Origin of the sequence: Streptomyces sp. NPDC008092, assembly GCF_042957285.1 — a bacterium.
Lineage (GTDB): Bacteria > Actinomycetota > Actinomycetes > Streptomycetales > Streptomycetaceae > Streptomyces.
Genome location: NZ_JBIBHY010000005.1, coordinates 492035 through 508437, shown reverse-complemented (window position 1 = coordinate 508437; position 16403 = coordinate 492035). Strand labels below are relative to the sequence as shown.

Below are 16403 nucleotides of genomic sequence, written 5' to 3'. Positions count from 1 at the left end.
GGAGGCTGTGACCACGGCTACAGCCTCCGGGCCGGATCCTGTCCCGGCCAGTCGCGCACAGCCGTGCAGGTGCCGGTGCGGGTGAAGCCGTTGCTCTCGTAGTAGCGGACGAGCTTCCCGTCGGCGCCCGCGTACCGCTCGGGCTCACCGGGCGGCGGCAGGTGGGCCAGGCAGGCCGTCTCTGATGGTGATCCGCATCGCCCCATGATGGCAGGGTGGTCCGCATGAGACTCTTCGCCGCCGTGCTGCCCCCGGAGGACGTGGCCGCCGAACTCGCCGCATGCGTGGCCGAGTTGAAGAAGCTGCCCGGTGCGCAGGCGCTGCGCTGGACCGGCCGCCCCGGCTGGCACTACACCCTCGCGTTCTACGGCGAGGTCGACGACGACGTCGTGCCGGACCTCTCGGACCGCCTCGCCCGCGCCGCCCACCGCACCCCGCCCTTCGCGCTGGCCGTCGCGGGCGGCGGGCAGTTCGGGCACGGCAGGGCGCTGTGGGCGGGGGCCGACGGCGACCTGGACACCCTCCGCCTGCTGGCCGACCGCGCGGAGGCGGCGGCCCGGAAGGCGGGCGTGGACATGGGGGAGCACCGCCGCTACAAGGCCCACCTGACGGTGGCCCGCAGCCGGGACGCGGTGCAGGCAGGGCCGTACGTGGCGGTGCTCGCCGGGTTCGCGAGCCGGACCTGGACGGTCGGGGAGCTGGCGCTGGTGCGGAGCAATCTGCCGACGTCGGGGGTGCCGGGGGAGCAGCCGCGGTACGAGGTGGTCGGCCGCTGGGGGCTCGGCGCGGGCGGTTAGGCTCGGTGCCGTGGACCCGAAGACCAGGAACCGGATCATGGCCGGTGCGCTCGTGTTGTTGTTCGTGGTGGTGGCAGTGGCGTCGGCCATGAGGTGAGGGCCGGGGCGGCTGGGGAACTGCGGTCAGTTTTCGGCCGCGAGCGGTCGGTGGCTGGTCGCGCAGTTCCCCGCGCCCCTTTCGGGGCGCTGATCCTCAGGCCGGCTGTCAGGCGAGGCTCCTTGCGGGGCGCTGATCCTCAGGCCGGCTGTCAGGCGAGGCCCCTTTCGGGGCGCTGATCCTCAGGCCGGCTGTCAGGCGAGGCCCCTTTCGGGGCGCTGATCCTCAGGCCGGCTGCCAGGCGAGGCCCCTTTCGGGGCGCTGACCCTCAGGCCGGCTGCCAGGCGAGGCCCCTTGCGGGGCGTCGGCCCTGGGGGCGACTACCAGGCGAAGGCCTCCGGGGACGGTCCCGGGCCCGGGAAGACCTCGTCCAGGCCGGACAGGAGCTCCTCGCTCAGTTCCAGCTCCACGGCCCGCAGCGCCGAGGCCAGCTGCTCGCCGGTGCGCGGGCCGACGATCGGGCCGGTGACGCCGGGACGGGTCAGCAGCCACGCCAGGGCGGCCTCACCCGGCTCCACGCCGTGCTTGTCCAGCAGGTCCTCGTAGGCCTGGATCTGGGCGCGGAGGGTGGTGTTGGCGAGGGCGTCGGCGGCCCGGCCACTGGCCCGGCGCCCGCCCTCGACCTCCTTCCTGATCACGCCGCCGAGCAGCCCGCCGTGCAGCGGCGACCAGGGGATGACCCCGAGGCCGTACTCCTGCGCGGCCGGGATGACCTCCATCTCGGCGCGGCGCTCGGCGAGGTTGTAGAGGCACTGCTCGCTGACCAGCCCGATGGTCCCGCCGCGCCGGGCGGCGATCTCGTTGGCCTGGGCGATCTTGTACCCGGGGAAGTTCGAGGAACCGACGTAGAGGATCTTGCCCTGCGTGACGAGGGTGTCGATCGCCTGCCAGATCTCCTCGAAGGGGGTCCGCCGGTCGACGTGGTGGAACTGGTAGACGTCGATGTAGTCGGTCTGCAGCCGCTTGAGGCTGGCGTCGACCGCGCGCCGGATGTTCAGCGCGGAGAGCTTGTCGTGGTTGGGCCAGGCGTCGCCGTCGCCGGCCATGTTGCCGTACACCTTGGTGGCGAGCACGACCTTGTCGCGGTGGACGGGGCTCTTGGCGAACCAGTTGCCGATGATCTCCTCGGTCCGCCCCTTGTTCTCACCCCACCCGTACACGTTGGCGGTGTCGAAGAAGTTGATGCCCGCGTCGAGGGCCGCGTCCATGATCGCGTGGCTGTCGGCCTCGTCGGTCTGCGGGCCGAAGTTCATGGTGCCGAGGACGAGTCGGCTGACCTTGAGTCCGGTACGTCCGAGCTGCGTGTACTTCATGGTCACCCAGCCAACGGCGTGGAGTGCGCTCTAGGCAAGGACTTCGGGCTGGTTGGCCGGGGGAGCTAGTCGGTCGGGAACTTGTCGGTCCTGAGGACGAGGTCGACCACCGTGCCGGTCAGGTCGACGTCGGTGCCGAAGTCCACCCGCGTCGGGTCGTCGTAGTCGCCGTCCTTGGGGTCGGTGTAGACGTGGCAGCGCCCCTGGTAGGGGTCGGCGACGACATAGACGGGGACCTCGGCCTCCGCGTACGCGGTCCGCTTCGGGCCGTAGTCGTTGGCGGCCGTGCCCTTGGAGATCACCTCGGCGACGAACTGGACGTCCTGATAGCGCCAGTGGCCCGTGTCATCGGGCTTGGCCGAGTCCTTGAGCAGGGCGATGTCCGGGCAGAAGCCGTTCTCGAAGCCGGGGAAATCGACACGGACGTCGCTGAAGACCAGGACATCCTCCCCGAACCTGTCTTCCAGGGCCCGCAGGATCTGGCGGATGATCTGCCAACGCGTGTTCCGCTGCGGCACCATGAATACGTTGCCCCCGACGATCTCGACCCTGAATCCTTCGGGGACGGGCATCCGCTCAAGGCGCTCGAACCACTCGTCCAGGCGCTTGGTGTTGGCGTCGGCGTCGGCCATCTCGATCCGGTCCTCCAGGACGGTCATCGTGGCGCTCCTCCCCGGCCGCCCCACGGACGGGTGCGGCCGCGCCGTACAACGATACGCACGGTGACCGGGCAACGGCGGAATTCGGTCAGCCCGTTCCCGGTTCGTACTCCTGGCCGATTCCCCACCCCTGCCACATCGCCTCCGCGAACGCCTCCGCGATCCGGTGCTCGCCGTTCGCGTTCGGGTGGGTGCCGTCGTAGGTGTCCGTGTGGATGTCGTACGACTCCGGCGGCGAGGCCATGAGGATCGGGGAGCGGGGTTCGTCCAGGTCGGCCGCCGCCTTCGCCAGCAGCTCGTTGAAGAGGGCCACCTGTTCCGCGAACGGCCCGTCCGAGGTGGCGCGGATGTTCGGGATCACCGGCAGCAGCACCATGCGGACGCCCGCCCTGGCCTCCCGCGCGTTCGCCACGAAGGCGCGCATGTTCGCCGCCGTCTGCTCCGCGTTCGTGTAGAAGCCCAGGTCGATCAGGCCGAGGGAGACGAGGAGCACGTCGGCGCGGCAGGACCGCACCGCCTCCCCGATCAGCGGCGCCATGTGCAGCCAGCCCTCGCCCCAGCCGGCCAGGTGGGCGCGGGGGAAGCCGGGGTCGGCGTAGGCGTACGAGACGGGCGCCTCGGCCAGCTTGTCGTACAGCGTCTCGCGGGGGCCGACCAGCGTGAACGGGCCGCCGTACGTCTCGCACAGGTGCTGCCACATGCGGTACCGCCACGTGTGCTCGCCCGCGCTGCCGATCGTCATCGAGTCCCCGACGGGCATGAACCTGAGCATCCGCTCATGATGGACGATCAGCGGGAGCCGCGGGGTGTGAGGACCGACACGTCCGCCGCGTTCGGACACAGCACGGGATGGCAGGCTTGGGCCCATGCGTCCACGATCGCTCGCCCTCCTCGCCGGTGTCCTGCTCACGGGTGCCCTCGCCGCCGCACCCGCCTCCGCCGCCGGCGACGGTACCGGTGACAAGGGGTTCACGATCACGGATCCGCGGATCAAGGAGTCCAGCGGACTCGCCGCCTCCCACCTGCACCCCGGCATCTACTGGACGCACAACGACAGCGGCGACGGCCCGTACATCTACGCCGTCGACAGCGCGACCGGGAAGACCGTCGCGAGGATCACGCTCAGCGGGGTCGGCACGCCCCGGGACGTCGAGGCCATCTCCATCGGACCCGACAACCAGATCTACGTCGGCGACATCGGCGACAACCTCGACGGCAGCTGGCCGTACGTGTGGATCTACAAGCTGCCCGAGCCGAAGAAGCTCGTCGACCAGACCGTCCGGGCCACCCAGTACGTCGTCAAGTACTCCAACGGGGCGCGGAACGCCGAGTCGCTGATCGTCCACCCGAAGACCGGGCGGGTGTACATCATCGACAAGAAGGAGGACGGCGGGCATCTCTACGAGGGCCCGGCGACCCTCTCCCCGACGGGCACGAACATCTTCAGGCCCGTCGCCGCCGTCGACCTCTGGGCCACCGACGCGGCCTTCTCGCCCGACGGCAGGCAGCTCGCCGTACGTGGCTACTTCGGCGGCATCTACTACGACTGGAACGGCGGCGCGATCAAGCGCGAGGGGCGGCTCGACGTGCCGCTCCAGAAGCAGGGCGAGTCGGTCAGCTACTCCGCCGACGGGACGAAGCTGATGTACGGGAGCGAGGGGGCCGACAGCCCGGTGCAGGCCGAGGACGTGCCCGGGGGGTCGGGCAAGGCGTCGCCGTCGGGCGGCGGGAGTTCGGCGGCCGCGAGCAAGGACGAAAGCGGATCCCTGGGCGGCGGGGCCAAGGTCGGTGCGGTCGTCGTCGGGGTCGCCCTGCTCGCGCTCTTCGGGCTGCGGCGGCTGCGGCGCCCGACCACGCGCCGTCACTGATCCCTCGCCGAATATCACCCGTCCGGCTCACCGGCGCGGCGGCGGCGCGCCGGTCCCGGCACGCTGGGAGACGTCCCGCGGGACGGGGGCGGCAACAGGCGATCGGGTCCCGCTTCACCGAATGGGAGTACCCATGCGCCGCAACGCCCTGCGCCTGGCCGGGAACGTCTGCCTGCTCACGGCAGCCCTGGGCCTGACCGCCCCGGTGACCGCCGGCACCGCCACCGCCGCCGAGCCCGCCGGGACGGTCCGGGCCGCAGCCGCCCTTCCGCAGTTCCGGTCGGTGAGCGTGCCGATCGAAGGCGACTTCGCCGGCCCGAGCGAGACGGTCCATGTCAGGGGCACCCTCGACGTCACCGTCATCACCCTCCCCGTCGCGGCCGGCGGCGGTGCCGCCCAGATCATCAGCAGCCTGGACGACGTCACCGCCGGCGGCGTCCCCAGCAACGGGAAGTACTACCTCGTCGGCGCCCAGCGGATCAACGCCCCCTTCTCGGCGGCGGCGACCACGACGCTCAACGTCAAGCCGACCTTCGTCCTGGTCCCGCCGACGGGAGCGCCCAGCCGGGTCCGGCCCGTCACGGTGACGGTCGTCGTCACCTCGACCGGTGCCATCAACTCCGTCACCGCGACGGTTGCGTGACGCCACGTCGGCGGTGGCGGTCGTCACCCGGGTGGCCGACCGGGATGCCCGAAATACACGGCTACGGGCGCCGGTGCCGCAGGCTGTTCCCGCCGGTCGCCGACAGGGGCGGCCGGACACCGCCCCCACGACGGCTGATGGAGCTGACATGTCCCAGGTGCCCGCCGACCTCCGCTACACCGACGACCACGAGTGGATCCGTAACGGAAACGACGGCATCGCGACCGTCGGCATCACCGACCACGCCCAGAAGACGCTCGGTGACATCGTCTTCTTCGAGCTGCCCAGCGTCGGCAAGAAGGTCGAGGCAGGTGACGCCGTCGGCACCGTGGAGTCGGTGAAGGCGGCGTCCGACCTGTTCAGCCCGCTCACCGGGGAGATCGTCGAGATCAACACCGAGGTCGCCGACGAACCCGAGATGGTCAACTCCGACCCGTACGACATGTGGCTGTTCAAGATCAGGACCAAGAGCGGGGCGTCCTCCAACGGGCTGCTGGACGCCAAGGCCTACCAGCGGCTCATCGGGGAGTGACAACGGGAGGGGCGCCCCGCGGTGATCCGCCGGGCGCCCCTCACCGTCGTACGGACGCGGTGGTCAGAGCTTCTCGATCACGTAGTCGACGCACTTCGTCAGCGCCTCGACGTCCGCCGGGTCGATCGCCGGGAACATCGCGACGCGCAGCTGGTTGCGGCCGAGCTTGCGGTAGGGCTCGGTGTCGACGATGCCGTTGGCGCGCAGCACCTTGGCGACGGCGGCCGCGTCGATCTCGTCGGCGAAGTCGATCGTGCCGATGACCTGCGAGCGCTTGGCCGGGTCGGCGACGAACGGGGTGGCGTACTTGGACTCCTCGGCCCAGGTGTACAGGCGGGTCGAGGAGTCCTTCGTGCGGGCCGTGGAGAAGGCGAGGCCGCCCTGGCCGTTGAGCCACTCCAGCTGCTGGTCGAGCAGGAACAGGGTGGCGAGCGCCGGGGTGTTGTACGTCTGGTTCTTGCGGGAGTTGTCGATCGCCGTGGGGAGGCTGAAGAACTCCGGGACGTGGCGGCCGGACGCGTGGACGCGCTCGGCGCGCTCGATCGCGGCCGGCGAGAAGACGCCGATCCACAGGCCGCCGTCGGAGGCGAAGGACTTCTGCGGGGCGAAGTAGTAGACGTCGGTCTCGGCGACGTCCACCGGGAGGCCGCCGGCGCCGGAGGTGGCGTCCACGAGGACCAGCGCGCCCTCGTCGGCGCCCGCGACCCGCCTGATCGGCATGGCGACACCGGTCGAGGTCTCGTTGTGCGTGAACGCGTACACGTCGACGCCGGCCTCGGCCTGCGGCTCCGGGTGGGTGCCCGGGTCGGACGCGATGACGGTGGGCTCGGCCAGCCAGGGGGCGAGCTTCGCGGCCTTGGCGAACTTGGAGGAGAACTCGCCGAAATTGAGGTGCTGCGACTTGTTGTCGATCAGGCCGTGCGTGGCGACGTCCCAGAAGGCGGTGGAGCCGCCGTTGCCGAGGACGACCTCGTAGCCGTCCGGGAGGGAGAACAGGGCGCTGATGCCCTCGCGGACCCGGCCGACCAGGTTCTTCACCGGGGCCTGGCGGTGGGAAGTGCCCAGCAGGGAGGTACCGGTGGCGGCCAGCGCGTCCAGCGCTTCCGTCCGCACCTTGGAGGGGCCAGCGCCGAAGCGTCCGTCGGCGGGCTTGATGTCAGCGGGGATCTGGATGTCAGCCACGGGGTGAGGTTAGCCGGTGGGGGAAACCTGGGTGAAACCTCGTCCGTCGGGTGAGACGCGTGGGTGCGCGTGCGAGCGGGTCGTTCCGCGGGGCGGGCTGGTTGAGTGGACACATGTCGGAATTCTCGGAGCTCGCGACGGAACTGCGGAACGCCGTTCGGGGTGAGGTCGGCTTCGACGTCACGTCCCGGGCGCTGGTCACCATGGACGCGTCCAACTACCGGCGGGTTCCGGTGGGGGTGGTGGCCCCCCGGGACGCCGACGACGTGGCGGCCGTACTGGAGGTGTGCCGGACCCGCGGCGTCCCGGTGGTCGCCCGGGGCGGCGGTACCTCGATCGCGGGGCAGGCGACCGGCACGGGCGTGGTCCTGGACTTCACCCGGCACATGAACCGCCTGGTCGGCCTCGACCCGGCCACCCGGACGGCCGTCGTCCAGCCGGGTCTGGTCCTCGACCGCCTCCAGGAGGCCGCCGCCCCGCACGGCCTGCGCTTCGGCCCGGACCCCTCCACGCACGGCCGCTGCACGCTCGGCGGGATGATCGGCAACAACTCCTGCGGGTCGCACAGCGTGGCCTGGGGGACGACGGCGGACAGCGTCCGGGAGCTGGACGTGCTCACCGCGCGGGGGCGGCGGCTGCTGCTCGGGCGGGACTGGGCCGGGGCGCCGGAGGGCCTGCGGGCGCTGGTCGAGGAGGAGTTGGCGCGGCTGCGCACGGGCTTCCCGGAGCTGCCCCGCCGCATCTCCGGCTACGCCCTGGACGCCCTCCTCCCCGAGAAGGGCGCGGACGTCGCCCGGTCCTTCTGCGGGAGCGAGGGCACGCTGGGGATCCTCACGGAGGCGACGGTACGGCTCGTGGAGGCGCCACGCGCGCGTGCGCTGGCGGTGCTCGGATACGGCGACGAGAGCGCGGCGGCGGAGGCGGCGGCCGGGCTGCTGCGGTACGGACCGCTCACCGTCGAGGGCATGGCGGCCGACCTGGTGCCGTCCACGGCCGGACTGCCCCGGGGCGGCGCCTGGCTGTTCGTCGAGACGGGCGGGGAGACGGCGGCGGAGGCACGCGCGCGTGCGGAGACGATCGTCGGGGCCGCGGACGTCGTCGACGCCCTGGTCGTCACCGACGCGGCCGGGCAGCGCGCGCTGTGGCGCGTCCGCGAGGACGCCTCCGGTACGGCGACGCGGATGCCGGACGGCAGCGAGGCCTGGCCGGGCTGGGAGGACTGCGCGGTGCCGCCGGCCCGCCTGGGCGCGTACCTGCGCGACTTCCGGGCCCTGCTGACGGCCCATCACCTGCGCGGCACGCCGTACGGCCACTTCGGCGACGGCTGCATCCACGTCCGTATCGACTTCGACCTGCTGAGCGAGGCGGGCGTGGCCCGCTTCCGCCGGTTCTCGGCGGAACTGGCGGACGTGGTGGTGGCACACGGCGGCTCCCTGTCCGGGGAGCACGGCGACGGCCAGGCGCGGGCGGAACTCCTCCCGAGGATGTACGGCGCTCAGCTGGTGGCGCTGTTCGAGCGGGCGAAGGGGGTGTGGGACCCGGACGACCTCCTGAACCCGGGCATGCTGGTCCGGCCCGCCCCCCTGGACTCGAACCTCCGCTTCGCCGTCCTCCCGCGCGAACCGGTGCCCGTGGCCTTCGGCTACCCGTCCGACGGCGGCGACTTCTCGGCGGCGGTCCGCCGCTGCGTGGGCGTGGCCAAGTGCCGTACGGCCGAGCCGTCCGGCGCGTCCGTCATGTGCCCGTCCTTCCGGGCCACGGGCGAGGAGGCGCACTCCACGCGCGGCCGGGCCCGGCTGCTGCACGAGATGCTGGCGGGCGAACTGGTCACGGACGGCTGGCGTTCGACGGAGGTCAGGGACGCCCTCGACCTCTGCCTGTCCTGCAAGGGCTGCCGGTCGGACTGCCCGGTCGGGGTGGACATGGCGACGTACAAGGCGGAGTTCCTGCACCACCACTATGCGGGTCGGAGGCGGCCCCTGGCGCACTACAGCATGGGCCGGCTGCCGGAGTGGCTGCGACTGGTGGCCCGCACCCGCACGGCGCGGCTGGTCAACGCGCTCGCCTCGCTGCGGCCCGTGGCGGCGCTCGCCAAGCGGCTGGGCGGGATCGCGCCGGAGCGGCGGATCCCGCGCCTGGCGGCGGAGCCGTTCAGCCGCTGGGAGCGGCGCCGGGAGCGCGGGCGCCTGCGGGAGTGGACGGCGGACGCACGGGCGGGACGGCGGCCGGACCTCCCGGAGCGGCTCGCGTTCCTGTGGCCGGACACGTTCACGGAACACCTGTCGCCGTCCGTGGGCCGCGCCGCCGTACGGGTCCTGGAGGCGGCGGGCGTGGGGGTCGTGGCGCTGCCGTCCCGGCGGTGGAAGGTGCGGCGGTCGGACGACGGCGAGCCGCAGAGCATCGGCGTGTTCCCGTGGGGGACCCGCCGGGTTCGCGCCTGCTGCGGCCTGACCTACCTCTCGACGGGCCAACTGGACCGGGCCCGCACGGTGTTGCGCCGGACACTGGACCTTCTGGAGCCGCTTCTGCTGCTGCCTTCGGATCTGCCTGATCTGTCTGATCTGACCGATCTATCGGATCTTCTATCGGATCTGTCGGATCTGGAGGGGGGTCTGCGCCGGGATCGGGATCCGGATCAGGGTGTGGATCCGCATCGGGGCGTGGATCCGGATCGGGGCGTGGATCCGGATGACTCGGCCCCCTACCCGCCGCCGTTCGTCGTCCTGGAGCCCAGCTGTGCCGCCGCCCTCCGGGCCGACCTGCCGGAGCTGCTCCCGGACGACCCCCGAGCCGCCCGTCTCGCGGCGCGGGTGCTCACCTTCGCGGAGGCGCTGGAGCGCCTGGCCCCCGACTGGACCCCGCCCCGCCTGGACCGGCCGGTCACCGGCCAGACCCACTGCCACCAGCACGCGGTCCTCGGCGACGCCCCCGACCGCCGTCTCCGCGAGGCCGCCGCCCTCACCGGCGGCCTCGTCGGCGGCTGCTGCGGCCTGGCCGGCAACTTCGGCTTCGAGAAGGGGCACTTCGAGGTGTCGAGGACATGCGCGGAGGAACAGCTCCTGCCGGCGGTACGGGAGGCGGAGCCCGGCACGGTGGTCCTGGCCGACGGCTTCTCGTGCCGGACGCAGCTGGAGCAGCTGGCCGGGGTGCGGGGTAGGCATCTGGCGGAGGTGCTGGCGCAAGCGCTGGACGAGGAGGGCAAGTGACCGGTGACGAGGCAGGGTTCGGCCGGGTGGCGGTGCTCTCCGACATCCACGGGGTGCTCCCGGCGCTGGAGGCGGTGCTGGCGGAGCCGGACGTGGCCGCGGCCGACCGCATCGTCCTCACCGGCGACATCACGGCGGGCCCGCAGCCGGCCGAGACGGTCGACGTGCTGCGCGGCCTGGGCGACCGGGTGCTGTGGGTGTCGGGGAACGCCGACCGGGAGCTGGTGGAGTACCGCAGGGGAGAGCGCGCCGGGATCCCGGACCCGATCGGCCCGTTCGCGGCGGACGCGCTCCGGGACGACCAGGTCGACTTCCTGGCCGCCCTCCCCGGGACGGCCGTCCTGACGGTCCGAGGCCTCGGCCGCGTCCTCTTCTGCCACGCGACACCCCGCGACGACGAGGAGATCGTCCTGGTCGACTCCCCTCTGGACCGCTGGGCGGAGGTCCTCGCCCCCGTCGCACCCGACATCGGCACGGTCGTCTGCGGCCACACCCACATGCCCTACCTGCGCCTCGCCCACGGCCGTCTGATCGTCAACCCCGGCAGCGTCGGCATGCCGTACGGCCGCCCGGGCGCCCACTGGTGCCTGCTCGGCCCCGGCACCGACCTGCGCGTCACCCCGTACGACATCCCGGCGGCCGTCGCCCGTCTCGTGGCGGAGTGCGCCTACCCCGGCATCGAGGAATGGGCCGACTACTTCCTCCGGGCCCGCGCGTCGGACGGGGAGGCGCTCGGGGTGTTCGGGGCCCGATAGCGCGGACTCCGTCGCCCACGCGTGCCGGGCGGCCTCCAGCCGGTGCGCGCCCGGAGGCGCCCTGGGCCGGTCTCTCGCACCATGGAGGAATGTGATCCGTCTGCGCTTGACGGACGCGTCACCGCGGAGATCAGCACATGGCCGAGAGAAATGACTGAGCGCGTTGTCGCCGAATCGGTTCCCGAAGCCGTCGTCCAGGCTCCGCCGACCGCGATCGACCTGGTGGAGGGGGTCTTCACCCTCGCCGGCGGGGAATACCCGGCGCGCTCGGAGAGCCGGATTGACGGTCGACGTGGAGCAGGTCGGCAATCTGATGGTTCGGCAGTACGCCGAGGGCATCGGCGAGCGCGATCGTTGCCGCCTCGTGTCGATTTCGGATGCGATCGACCCGGAAACCGGCGCTCGCGTCGAGCTCCTCGGGATCCGGGAATTCTCCGCCGAAGCCGCCGAAGCCGCCGAAGCCGCCGAAGCCGCCGACGCGGGCACGCCTGCGCCGTGGGGCGCGCAAGCGCCGGACCGAACAGGAGACCGTCATGAGCTACGACGCCTCGACCACCGCCATTCTGCTGGTCGACCCCTACAACGACTTCCTCAGCGAGGGCGGCAAGATCTGGCCCCGCGTGAAGGCGGTCGCCGAGGAGGTGAACCTGCTCGACCACCTGCGGGAGGTGGTCGCGACCGCACGTGCCCGGGGATTGAAGATCATCTTCGTGCCGCACCACCGCTGGGAGCCCGGTGACTACGTCTCCTTCGACTTCCCCACCCCCTACCAGCTCGGCTCGGCGGAGAAGGAGGTCTTCGCCAAGGGCACGTGGGGCGGGACGTTCAGCGACGACTTCCAGCCCCGGCCCGGAGACGTCGTCGCCCACGAGCACTGGGGGTCGAGCGGCTTCGCCAACACCGACCTCGATCTGCAGCTCAAGCAGCACGGCATCCGCCGCATCGTCCTGATCGGCCTGATCGCCAACACCTGCATCGAGGCGACCGGCCGTTTCGGCATGGAGCTCGGGTACCACGTCACCCTGGTCAAGGACGCCACCGCCGCCTTCGGCCAAGAGGGCATGCGCGCCGCCCACGCGATCAACGGCCCGACCTTCGCCCACGCCATCCTCACCACCGAGGAACTGCTCGCGCAGCTGGGGTGACGGCCCCGGCGGCCGACGGGCAGCCCGCACCGAGCGGGTGCCGGATGCCGGGTGCCGGGCGACGGGCATCTCAGGATGATGTCTGTCATCGTCAGTCGTCGTGGGTTCCGCCGCCGGCGGGTCCGGCGTCGCCGACACGCGCTCGCCCACCCGCGCGCCGAAACGATTCCCGGCCGGTCCGCGTCTGTTGTTCTTGACCCCGACGCCACCGGACCCGGCCGCCGCCCCGTTCCGTCGTGCTGTCCGCCGCCCCGGCCGGTGCGCGTCGTCAGTGAGCCGTCGCCGACCCGTACAGGAGCACCGCCCATGACCGCAGCCCTCCGCCTCCGGCCCATCTCGCGTGCCGAGCATCTCGCCTTCGCCGGGACCCGGCCCTCCGTCAGCCATATGCAGGTGCCGTCCTGGGGGGACGTGAAGCCCGACTGGGCGGCCGAGAGCGTGGGCTGGTTCGACGGGGAGGGGCGGATCGTCGGGGCCGGACTGGTGCTGCTGCGCGCGGTGCCCCGGGTGAAGCGGTATCTGGCGTACCTGCCGGAGGGGCCCGTCATCGACTGGCACGACCCGGAGCTGGAGCGCTGGCTCGACCCGCTGCTGGCGTACCTGAAGGGGCGCGGGGCGTTCGCGGTGAAGATGGGGCCGCCGGTCGCCGTACGGCGGTGGAGCGCGGAGGCGGTCAAGGAGGCCATCGCCGATCCGGCCGCCCGGCGGCTGGGAGACGCCGAGCCCACGTCGTACGACACCCGTGGCGCCGGCCTCGCCGAGCGGCTGCGCCGGACGGGGTGGCGGCAGGCCGAGGCGGGCGGCGAGGAGGGGTTCGCGGCCGGGCAGCCCCGGTACGTCTTCCAGGTGCCGTTCGCGGGGCGGTCGTTGGAGGAGATCCAGCGCGGCCTCAACCAGCAGTGGCGGCGCAACGTGAAGAAGGCGGAGAAGGCCGGGGTCAAGGTGGTGCGGGGCGGGTACGAGGACCTGCCCGCCTTCTACGGCCTGTACACGGAGACCGCCGAGCGCGACCGCTTCATCGCGCGCCCCCTCTCCTACTTCCAGCGCATGTGGACCGCGCTCACCGCCGAACATCCCGACCGCATGCGCCTCTACCTCGCCCACCACGACGGCGACGTCCTCGCCGCGGCCACCATGCTCACCGTCGGCGACCACGTCTGGTACTCCTACGGCGCCTCCACCGTCCGCCGGCGCGAGGTCCAGCCCAACAACGCCATGCAGTGGCGGATGATGTGCGACGCCCACGAACTCGGCGCCGCCGTCTACGACTTCAGGGGCATCACCGACACCCTGGAGGAGTCCAACCACCTGCTGGGGCTGCTCCGCTTCAAGGTGGGCGCCGGCGGCGAGGCCGTCGAGTACGTCGGGGAGTGGGACTTCCCGCTCAACAAGCTGCTCCACAAGGCGTTCGACCTCTACATGGCCCGCCGCTGAGGCCTCGCCGGGGCTCGCCCGGCCCCACTTCATAAGCTGGCTCTCAGGTTCATAAGAGAACTCTCAGGTTCGGGCTCGTTATACAGCCGTTACCTAGGTATTCACAGCACCTGTTTGCCGTTCGCGAGCCGACTTTGCCGTCGCTTGGGATTCGAGCCGTGTAAGTTCATCTGTGTCGGGCGGCGGGGATTGCCGAGGATGACGATCCAAAATCCCCGGACGTTGCCCCGAGAGAATTCTCGTACCATCCTGCACCACTTGCACTTCGAACTCTCAAGGAGTCGGAATGAGCCTCAAGAAGCTCGCCCCGCTGCCCCCCAAGCCCAAGAAGCAGCTGCCCCCGCCGCCGCCGAAGCCGAAGAAGCGCGCGCCGAAGCCGGCTCCCAAGCCGATCCCCGGTGGCCAGGACAACTGAGCCGGCCGTAAAAAGGACCGACGGTTCGCCGTCGGTCCTTTTTCGCTCGTGTTTCACTCGTGAATTTCGGTGGTTCCGGCGTCGGATAACGGAGGTAGTGTGAAATGCGCGCGAAGGAGAATGAAGACGCGGAATACGAGTACGAAGTCGCCGACTCGAAATACCAGGTCGATGACGAGGGGTACGACGGGGATGACGACGGGGATGACGACGAGGACGGGGACGAGTACTCGCCCACCATCCCGGCCCGCACCGCCTTCCGCCGCTTCTGGCCGCTCACCAGGGGCCTGCGCGGCTGGCTGGTGATCGTCTGGGTGTGCACGGTGATCGCCGCGCTCGCCGAGACCGAGGCCATCCTGCTCTTCAGCGACCTCACCGACCACGCCCTGCAGAAGGGCTCGCTGAGCGCCTTCTGGAGCCCGGCGACCAAATGGCTGGGCATCGCGATCGTCGGCGCGATCGTCGCGTACGCCGGCAACTCCCTGGCCGCCTGGACCACCGAACGCTTCGTCATGCGGCTGCGCGAGCACGTCTTCGACCACGTCCAGCAGCTGCCCCCGCACTTCTTCCAGCGCCACCGCCAGGGCGACCTGCTCTCCCGCCTGACCAGCGACGTCGAGGCCATCGAGACCATGGTCGTGTCCGGGCTCGTCGGCGCGGCGTCGGCCCTGTTCAGTGCCATCTTCTACGCGGCCGCCGCGTTCTGGCTGCGCTGGGACCTGGCCGCCGCCACCTTCGTCCTCGCGCCCCTGTTCTGGCTGGCCGCCCGCCGTTTCTCCGGCTCCATCAAGGACGTGTCGCGGGAGGGCCGGGTCGCCGACGGCGCGATCACCTCCGTCGTCGAGGAGTCCCTCGGCAACATCGTGCTGACGCAGGCGTACGACCGCCGCGACGCCGAGCGCCGGCGCCTGAACGAGGAGGCGAGCGCCTGGTTCCGCGCCTCCGTGCGCTCCACCCGCCTCAACGAGGCCTACGAACAGCTCGTCGCGGTCATCGAGACCGTCTGCGTCCTCGCCGTCATCGGCATCGGCGCCTGGGAGATCTCCACCGGCCGCATGACCCTCGGCCAGCTCCTCGCCTTCTCCGCCTTCCTCGGCTACCTCTACCCGCCGGTGCGCGGCCTCGCCCAGCTCGGCCTCACCGTCACGGCCGCCACCGCGGGCGCGGAACGGCTGATCGAGATCCTGGACGTGAAGCCGTCGGTCACCGACCCCCGCCGCGGCACCGGCACCGAGACCGGCCGCCCGGACGGCGCCGTCGAGGTCCGCGACGTCGGCTTCCGCTACCCCGGCGCCGACCGGACCGCCCTGGAGGGCCTCTCCTTCGCCGTCAGCCCCGGCGAACTCGTGATCATCACCGGCCCCAGCGGCGCCGGCAAGTCCACCGTCTCCAAGATGCTGCTCCGCTTCTACGACCCCGACAGCGGCGAAGTCCTCCTCGACGGCGTCCCGATCCGCGACTTCCCGCTGGCCAGGCTGCGCGAGTACATCACCCTCCTCCCCCAGGAGACCCTCGTCCTGCACGACACCGTCCGCGCCAACATCGCCTGCGGCCGGCCCGGCGCCAGCGACCAGGCCATCGAGGACGCGGCCAGGGCGGCCGACGCCCACGACTTCATCGTCCGGCTCCCCGACGGCTACGACACCAAGGTCGACCCCAACTCCGCCCGGCTCTCCGGCGGCCAGCTTCAGCGCCTGGCCATCGCCCGCGCGATCCTGCGCGACGCCCCCGTCCTCGTCCTCGACGAGCCGACCACCGGCCTGGACGCGATGGCCGCCCGCCGGGTCGTCAAGCCGCTGCGCCGCCTGATGACCGGCCGTACGACCATCATGATCACCCACGACCTCAACCTCGCCCCCGACGCCGACCGCATCCTCGTCGTCGACCGCGGCCGCATTGTCGAGACCGGCCGCCACGACGAACTCCTCGCCCGCGGCGGCGCCTACTCCCGCCTGCACCGCTCCCAGAACAACGCGGTGATGGACACCGGCGAACTGCGGCTGCCGCTGTTCGTAGAACAGGGCGGCCCGGCACCGGCACCGGCGGCAGAGGCCGTGGGGGTGGGTGTGGGGGCGCCCCAGGCCGGCGGGTACGTCTACCAGCAGCCGTACGGGAACATGTACGACTACAACGTGTACGCGACCGCGGGGCTATGGCCCCAACCCATGTACGAGCCTCATGCGGAGACCCACATGGAGGCCGCACGCATGGACGTCGGCTACGGGGTGGATGTGCCCACCACACTCCCCGACGGCCGCCCGCTCTTCCGCGACGAGGAGCCCTGGCCGGGCATCTGAGAAGACAGAGCCTTTACCGTGGCGGGTCGCCTCTTGGCCTTGCTTTGGTTGCCATTTTTT

The 16403-nt window shown here is 71.7% G+C and carries 15 protein-coding genes and 1 pseudogene; 10 read left to right on the top strand and 6 right to left on the bottom strand.

The genetic code is table 11. The features are described 5' to 3' along the window. Positions 1–17: 17 nt before the first annotated feature. Positions 18–176: pseudogene (locus ACFZB3_RS18710) on the bottom strand (GNAT family N-acetyltransferase); the annotation flags it as partial. 48 nt (positions 177–224) lie between these two features. On the opposite strand from ACFZB3_RS18710, the gene thpR reads away from it, so the two are divergent. After that, positions 225–797, top strand: coding sequence for an RNA 2',3'-cyclic phosphodiesterase (gene thpR, locus ACFZB3_RS18705; RefSeq protein ID WP_391376726.1), 573 nt, complete (start codon positions 225–227; stop codon positions 795–797). Positions 798–1214: 417 nt separating this feature from the next. Here the strand turns inward: thpR and ACFZB3_RS18700 are convergent, their stop codons facing one another. The 3 genes from ACFZB3_RS18700 to ACFZB3_RS18690 form a co-directional block, all read right to left on the bottom strand. Further along, positions 1215–2207 carry an aldo/keto reductase gene (locus tag ACFZB3_RS18700; RefSeq protein ID WP_391376725.1) on the bottom strand — a complete coding sequence of 331 codons (993 nt, stop codon included), beginning with the start codon at positions 2205–2207 and terminating at the stop codon, positions 1215–1217. Positions 2208–2272: 65 nt separating this feature from the next. Beyond that, entirely contained in the window at positions 2273–2866 is a 594-nt protein-coding gene (locus ACFZB3_RS18695) for a Uma2 family endonuclease (RefSeq protein WP_391376724.1), read from the bottom strand. An 88-nt stretch (positions 2867–2954) separates the two neighbouring features. Then, positions 2955–3638 (bottom strand): GDSL-type esterase/lipase family protein, encoded by a 684-nt coding sequence (locus ACFZB3_RS18690; protein ID WP_391376723.1) that lies wholly within the window; start codon positions 3636–3638, stop codon positions 2955–2957. A 94-nt stretch (positions 3639–3732) separates the two neighbouring features. Here ACFZB3_RS18690 and ACFZB3_RS18685 point away from each other — a divergent pair, with 94 nt between their 5' ends. The 3 genes from ACFZB3_RS18685 to gcvH all read left to right on the top strand — a co-directional run bounded on the left by ACFZB3_RS18685 (position 3733) and on the right by gcvH (position 5909). Next, positions 3733–4734 carry a WD40 repeat domain-containing protein gene (locus ACFZB3_RS18685; protein WP_391376722.1) on the top strand — a complete coding sequence of 334 codons (1002 nt, stop codon included), beginning with the start codon at positions 3733–3735 and terminating at the stop codon, positions 4732–4734. Positions 4735–4867: 133 nt separating this feature from the next. Further along, the gene (locus tag ACFZB3_RS18680) at positions 4868–5377 is read left to right on the top strand and encodes a hypothetical protein (RefSeq protein WP_391376721.1); all 510 of its coding nucleotides are present in this window, start codon (positions 4868–4870) and stop codon (positions 5375–5377) included. 148 nt (positions 5378–5525) lie between these two features. Then, positions 5526–5909 carry a glycine cleavage system protein GcvH gene (gcvH, locus tag ACFZB3_RS18675; protein ID WP_391376720.1) on the top strand — a complete coding sequence of 128 codons (384 nt, stop codon included), beginning with the start codon at positions 5526–5528 and terminating at the stop codon, positions 5907–5909. 63 nt (positions 5910–5972) lie between these two features. On the opposite strand, the gene serC is transcribed toward gcvH, so the two are convergent. After that, positions 5973–7091 (bottom strand): phosphoserine transaminase, encoded by a 1119-nt coding sequence (serC, locus tag ACFZB3_RS18670; protein ID WP_391376719.1) that lies wholly within the window; start codon positions 7089–7091, stop codon positions 5973–5975. Positions 7092–7204: 113 nt separating this feature from the next. On the opposite strand from serC, the gene ACFZB3_RS18665 reads away from it, so the two are divergent. After that, the gene (locus ACFZB3_RS18665) at positions 7205–10297 is read left to right on the top strand and encodes an FAD-linked oxidase C-terminal domain-containing protein (protein WP_391376718.1); all 3093 of its coding nucleotides are present in this window, start codon (positions 7205–7207) and stop codon (positions 10295–10297) included. Then, positions 10294–11052, top strand: coding sequence for a metallophosphoesterase family protein (locus ACFZB3_RS18660; protein ID WP_391376717.1), 759 nt, complete (start codon positions 10294–10296; stop codon positions 11050–11052). Before ACFZB3_RS18665 ends, ACFZB3_RS18660 begins: the two co-directional genes overlap by 4 nt. 235 nt (positions 11053–11287) lie before the next feature. On the opposite strand, the gene ACFZB3_RS18655 is transcribed toward ACFZB3_RS18660, so the two are convergent. Beyond that, positions 11288–11587 (bottom strand): hypothetical protein, encoded by a 300-nt coding sequence (locus ACFZB3_RS18655; RefSeq protein ID WP_391376716.1) that lies wholly within the window; start codon positions 11585–11587, stop codon positions 11288–11290. Here ACFZB3_RS18655 and ACFZB3_RS18650 point away from each other — a divergent pair. The 4 genes from ACFZB3_RS18650 to ACFZB3_RS18635 all read left to right on the top strand — a co-directional run bounded on the left by ACFZB3_RS18650 (position 11586) and on the right by ACFZB3_RS18635 (position 16343). Next, positions 11586–12197 (top strand): isochorismatase family protein, encoded by a 612-nt coding sequence (locus tag ACFZB3_RS18650; protein WP_391376715.1) that lies wholly within the window; start codon positions 11586–11588, stop codon positions 12195–12197. The two genes, ACFZB3_RS18655 and ACFZB3_RS18650, sit on opposite strands and share 2 nt — an antisense overlap. 306 nt (positions 12198–12503) lie before the next feature. Continuing rightward, positions 12504–13631 carry a peptidoglycan bridge formation glycyltransferase FemA/FemB family protein gene (locus ACFZB3_RS18645; RefSeq protein ID WP_391376714.1) on the top strand — a complete coding sequence of 376 codons (1128 nt, stop codon included), beginning with the start codon at positions 12504–12506 and terminating at the stop codon, positions 13629–13631. Positions 13632–13917: 286 nt separating this feature from the next. Then, positions 13918–14046, top strand: coding sequence for a hypothetical protein (locus ACFZB3_RS18640; protein ID WP_258575023.1), 129 nt, complete (start codon positions 13918–13920; stop codon positions 14044–14046). A gap of 104 nt (positions 14047–14150) precedes the next feature. Next, entirely contained in the window at positions 14151–16343 is a 2193-nt protein-coding gene (locus ACFZB3_RS18635) for an ABC transporter transmembrane domain-containing protein (RefSeq protein ID WP_391376713.1), read from the top strand. Positions 16344–16403 lie beyond the last annotated feature (60 nt).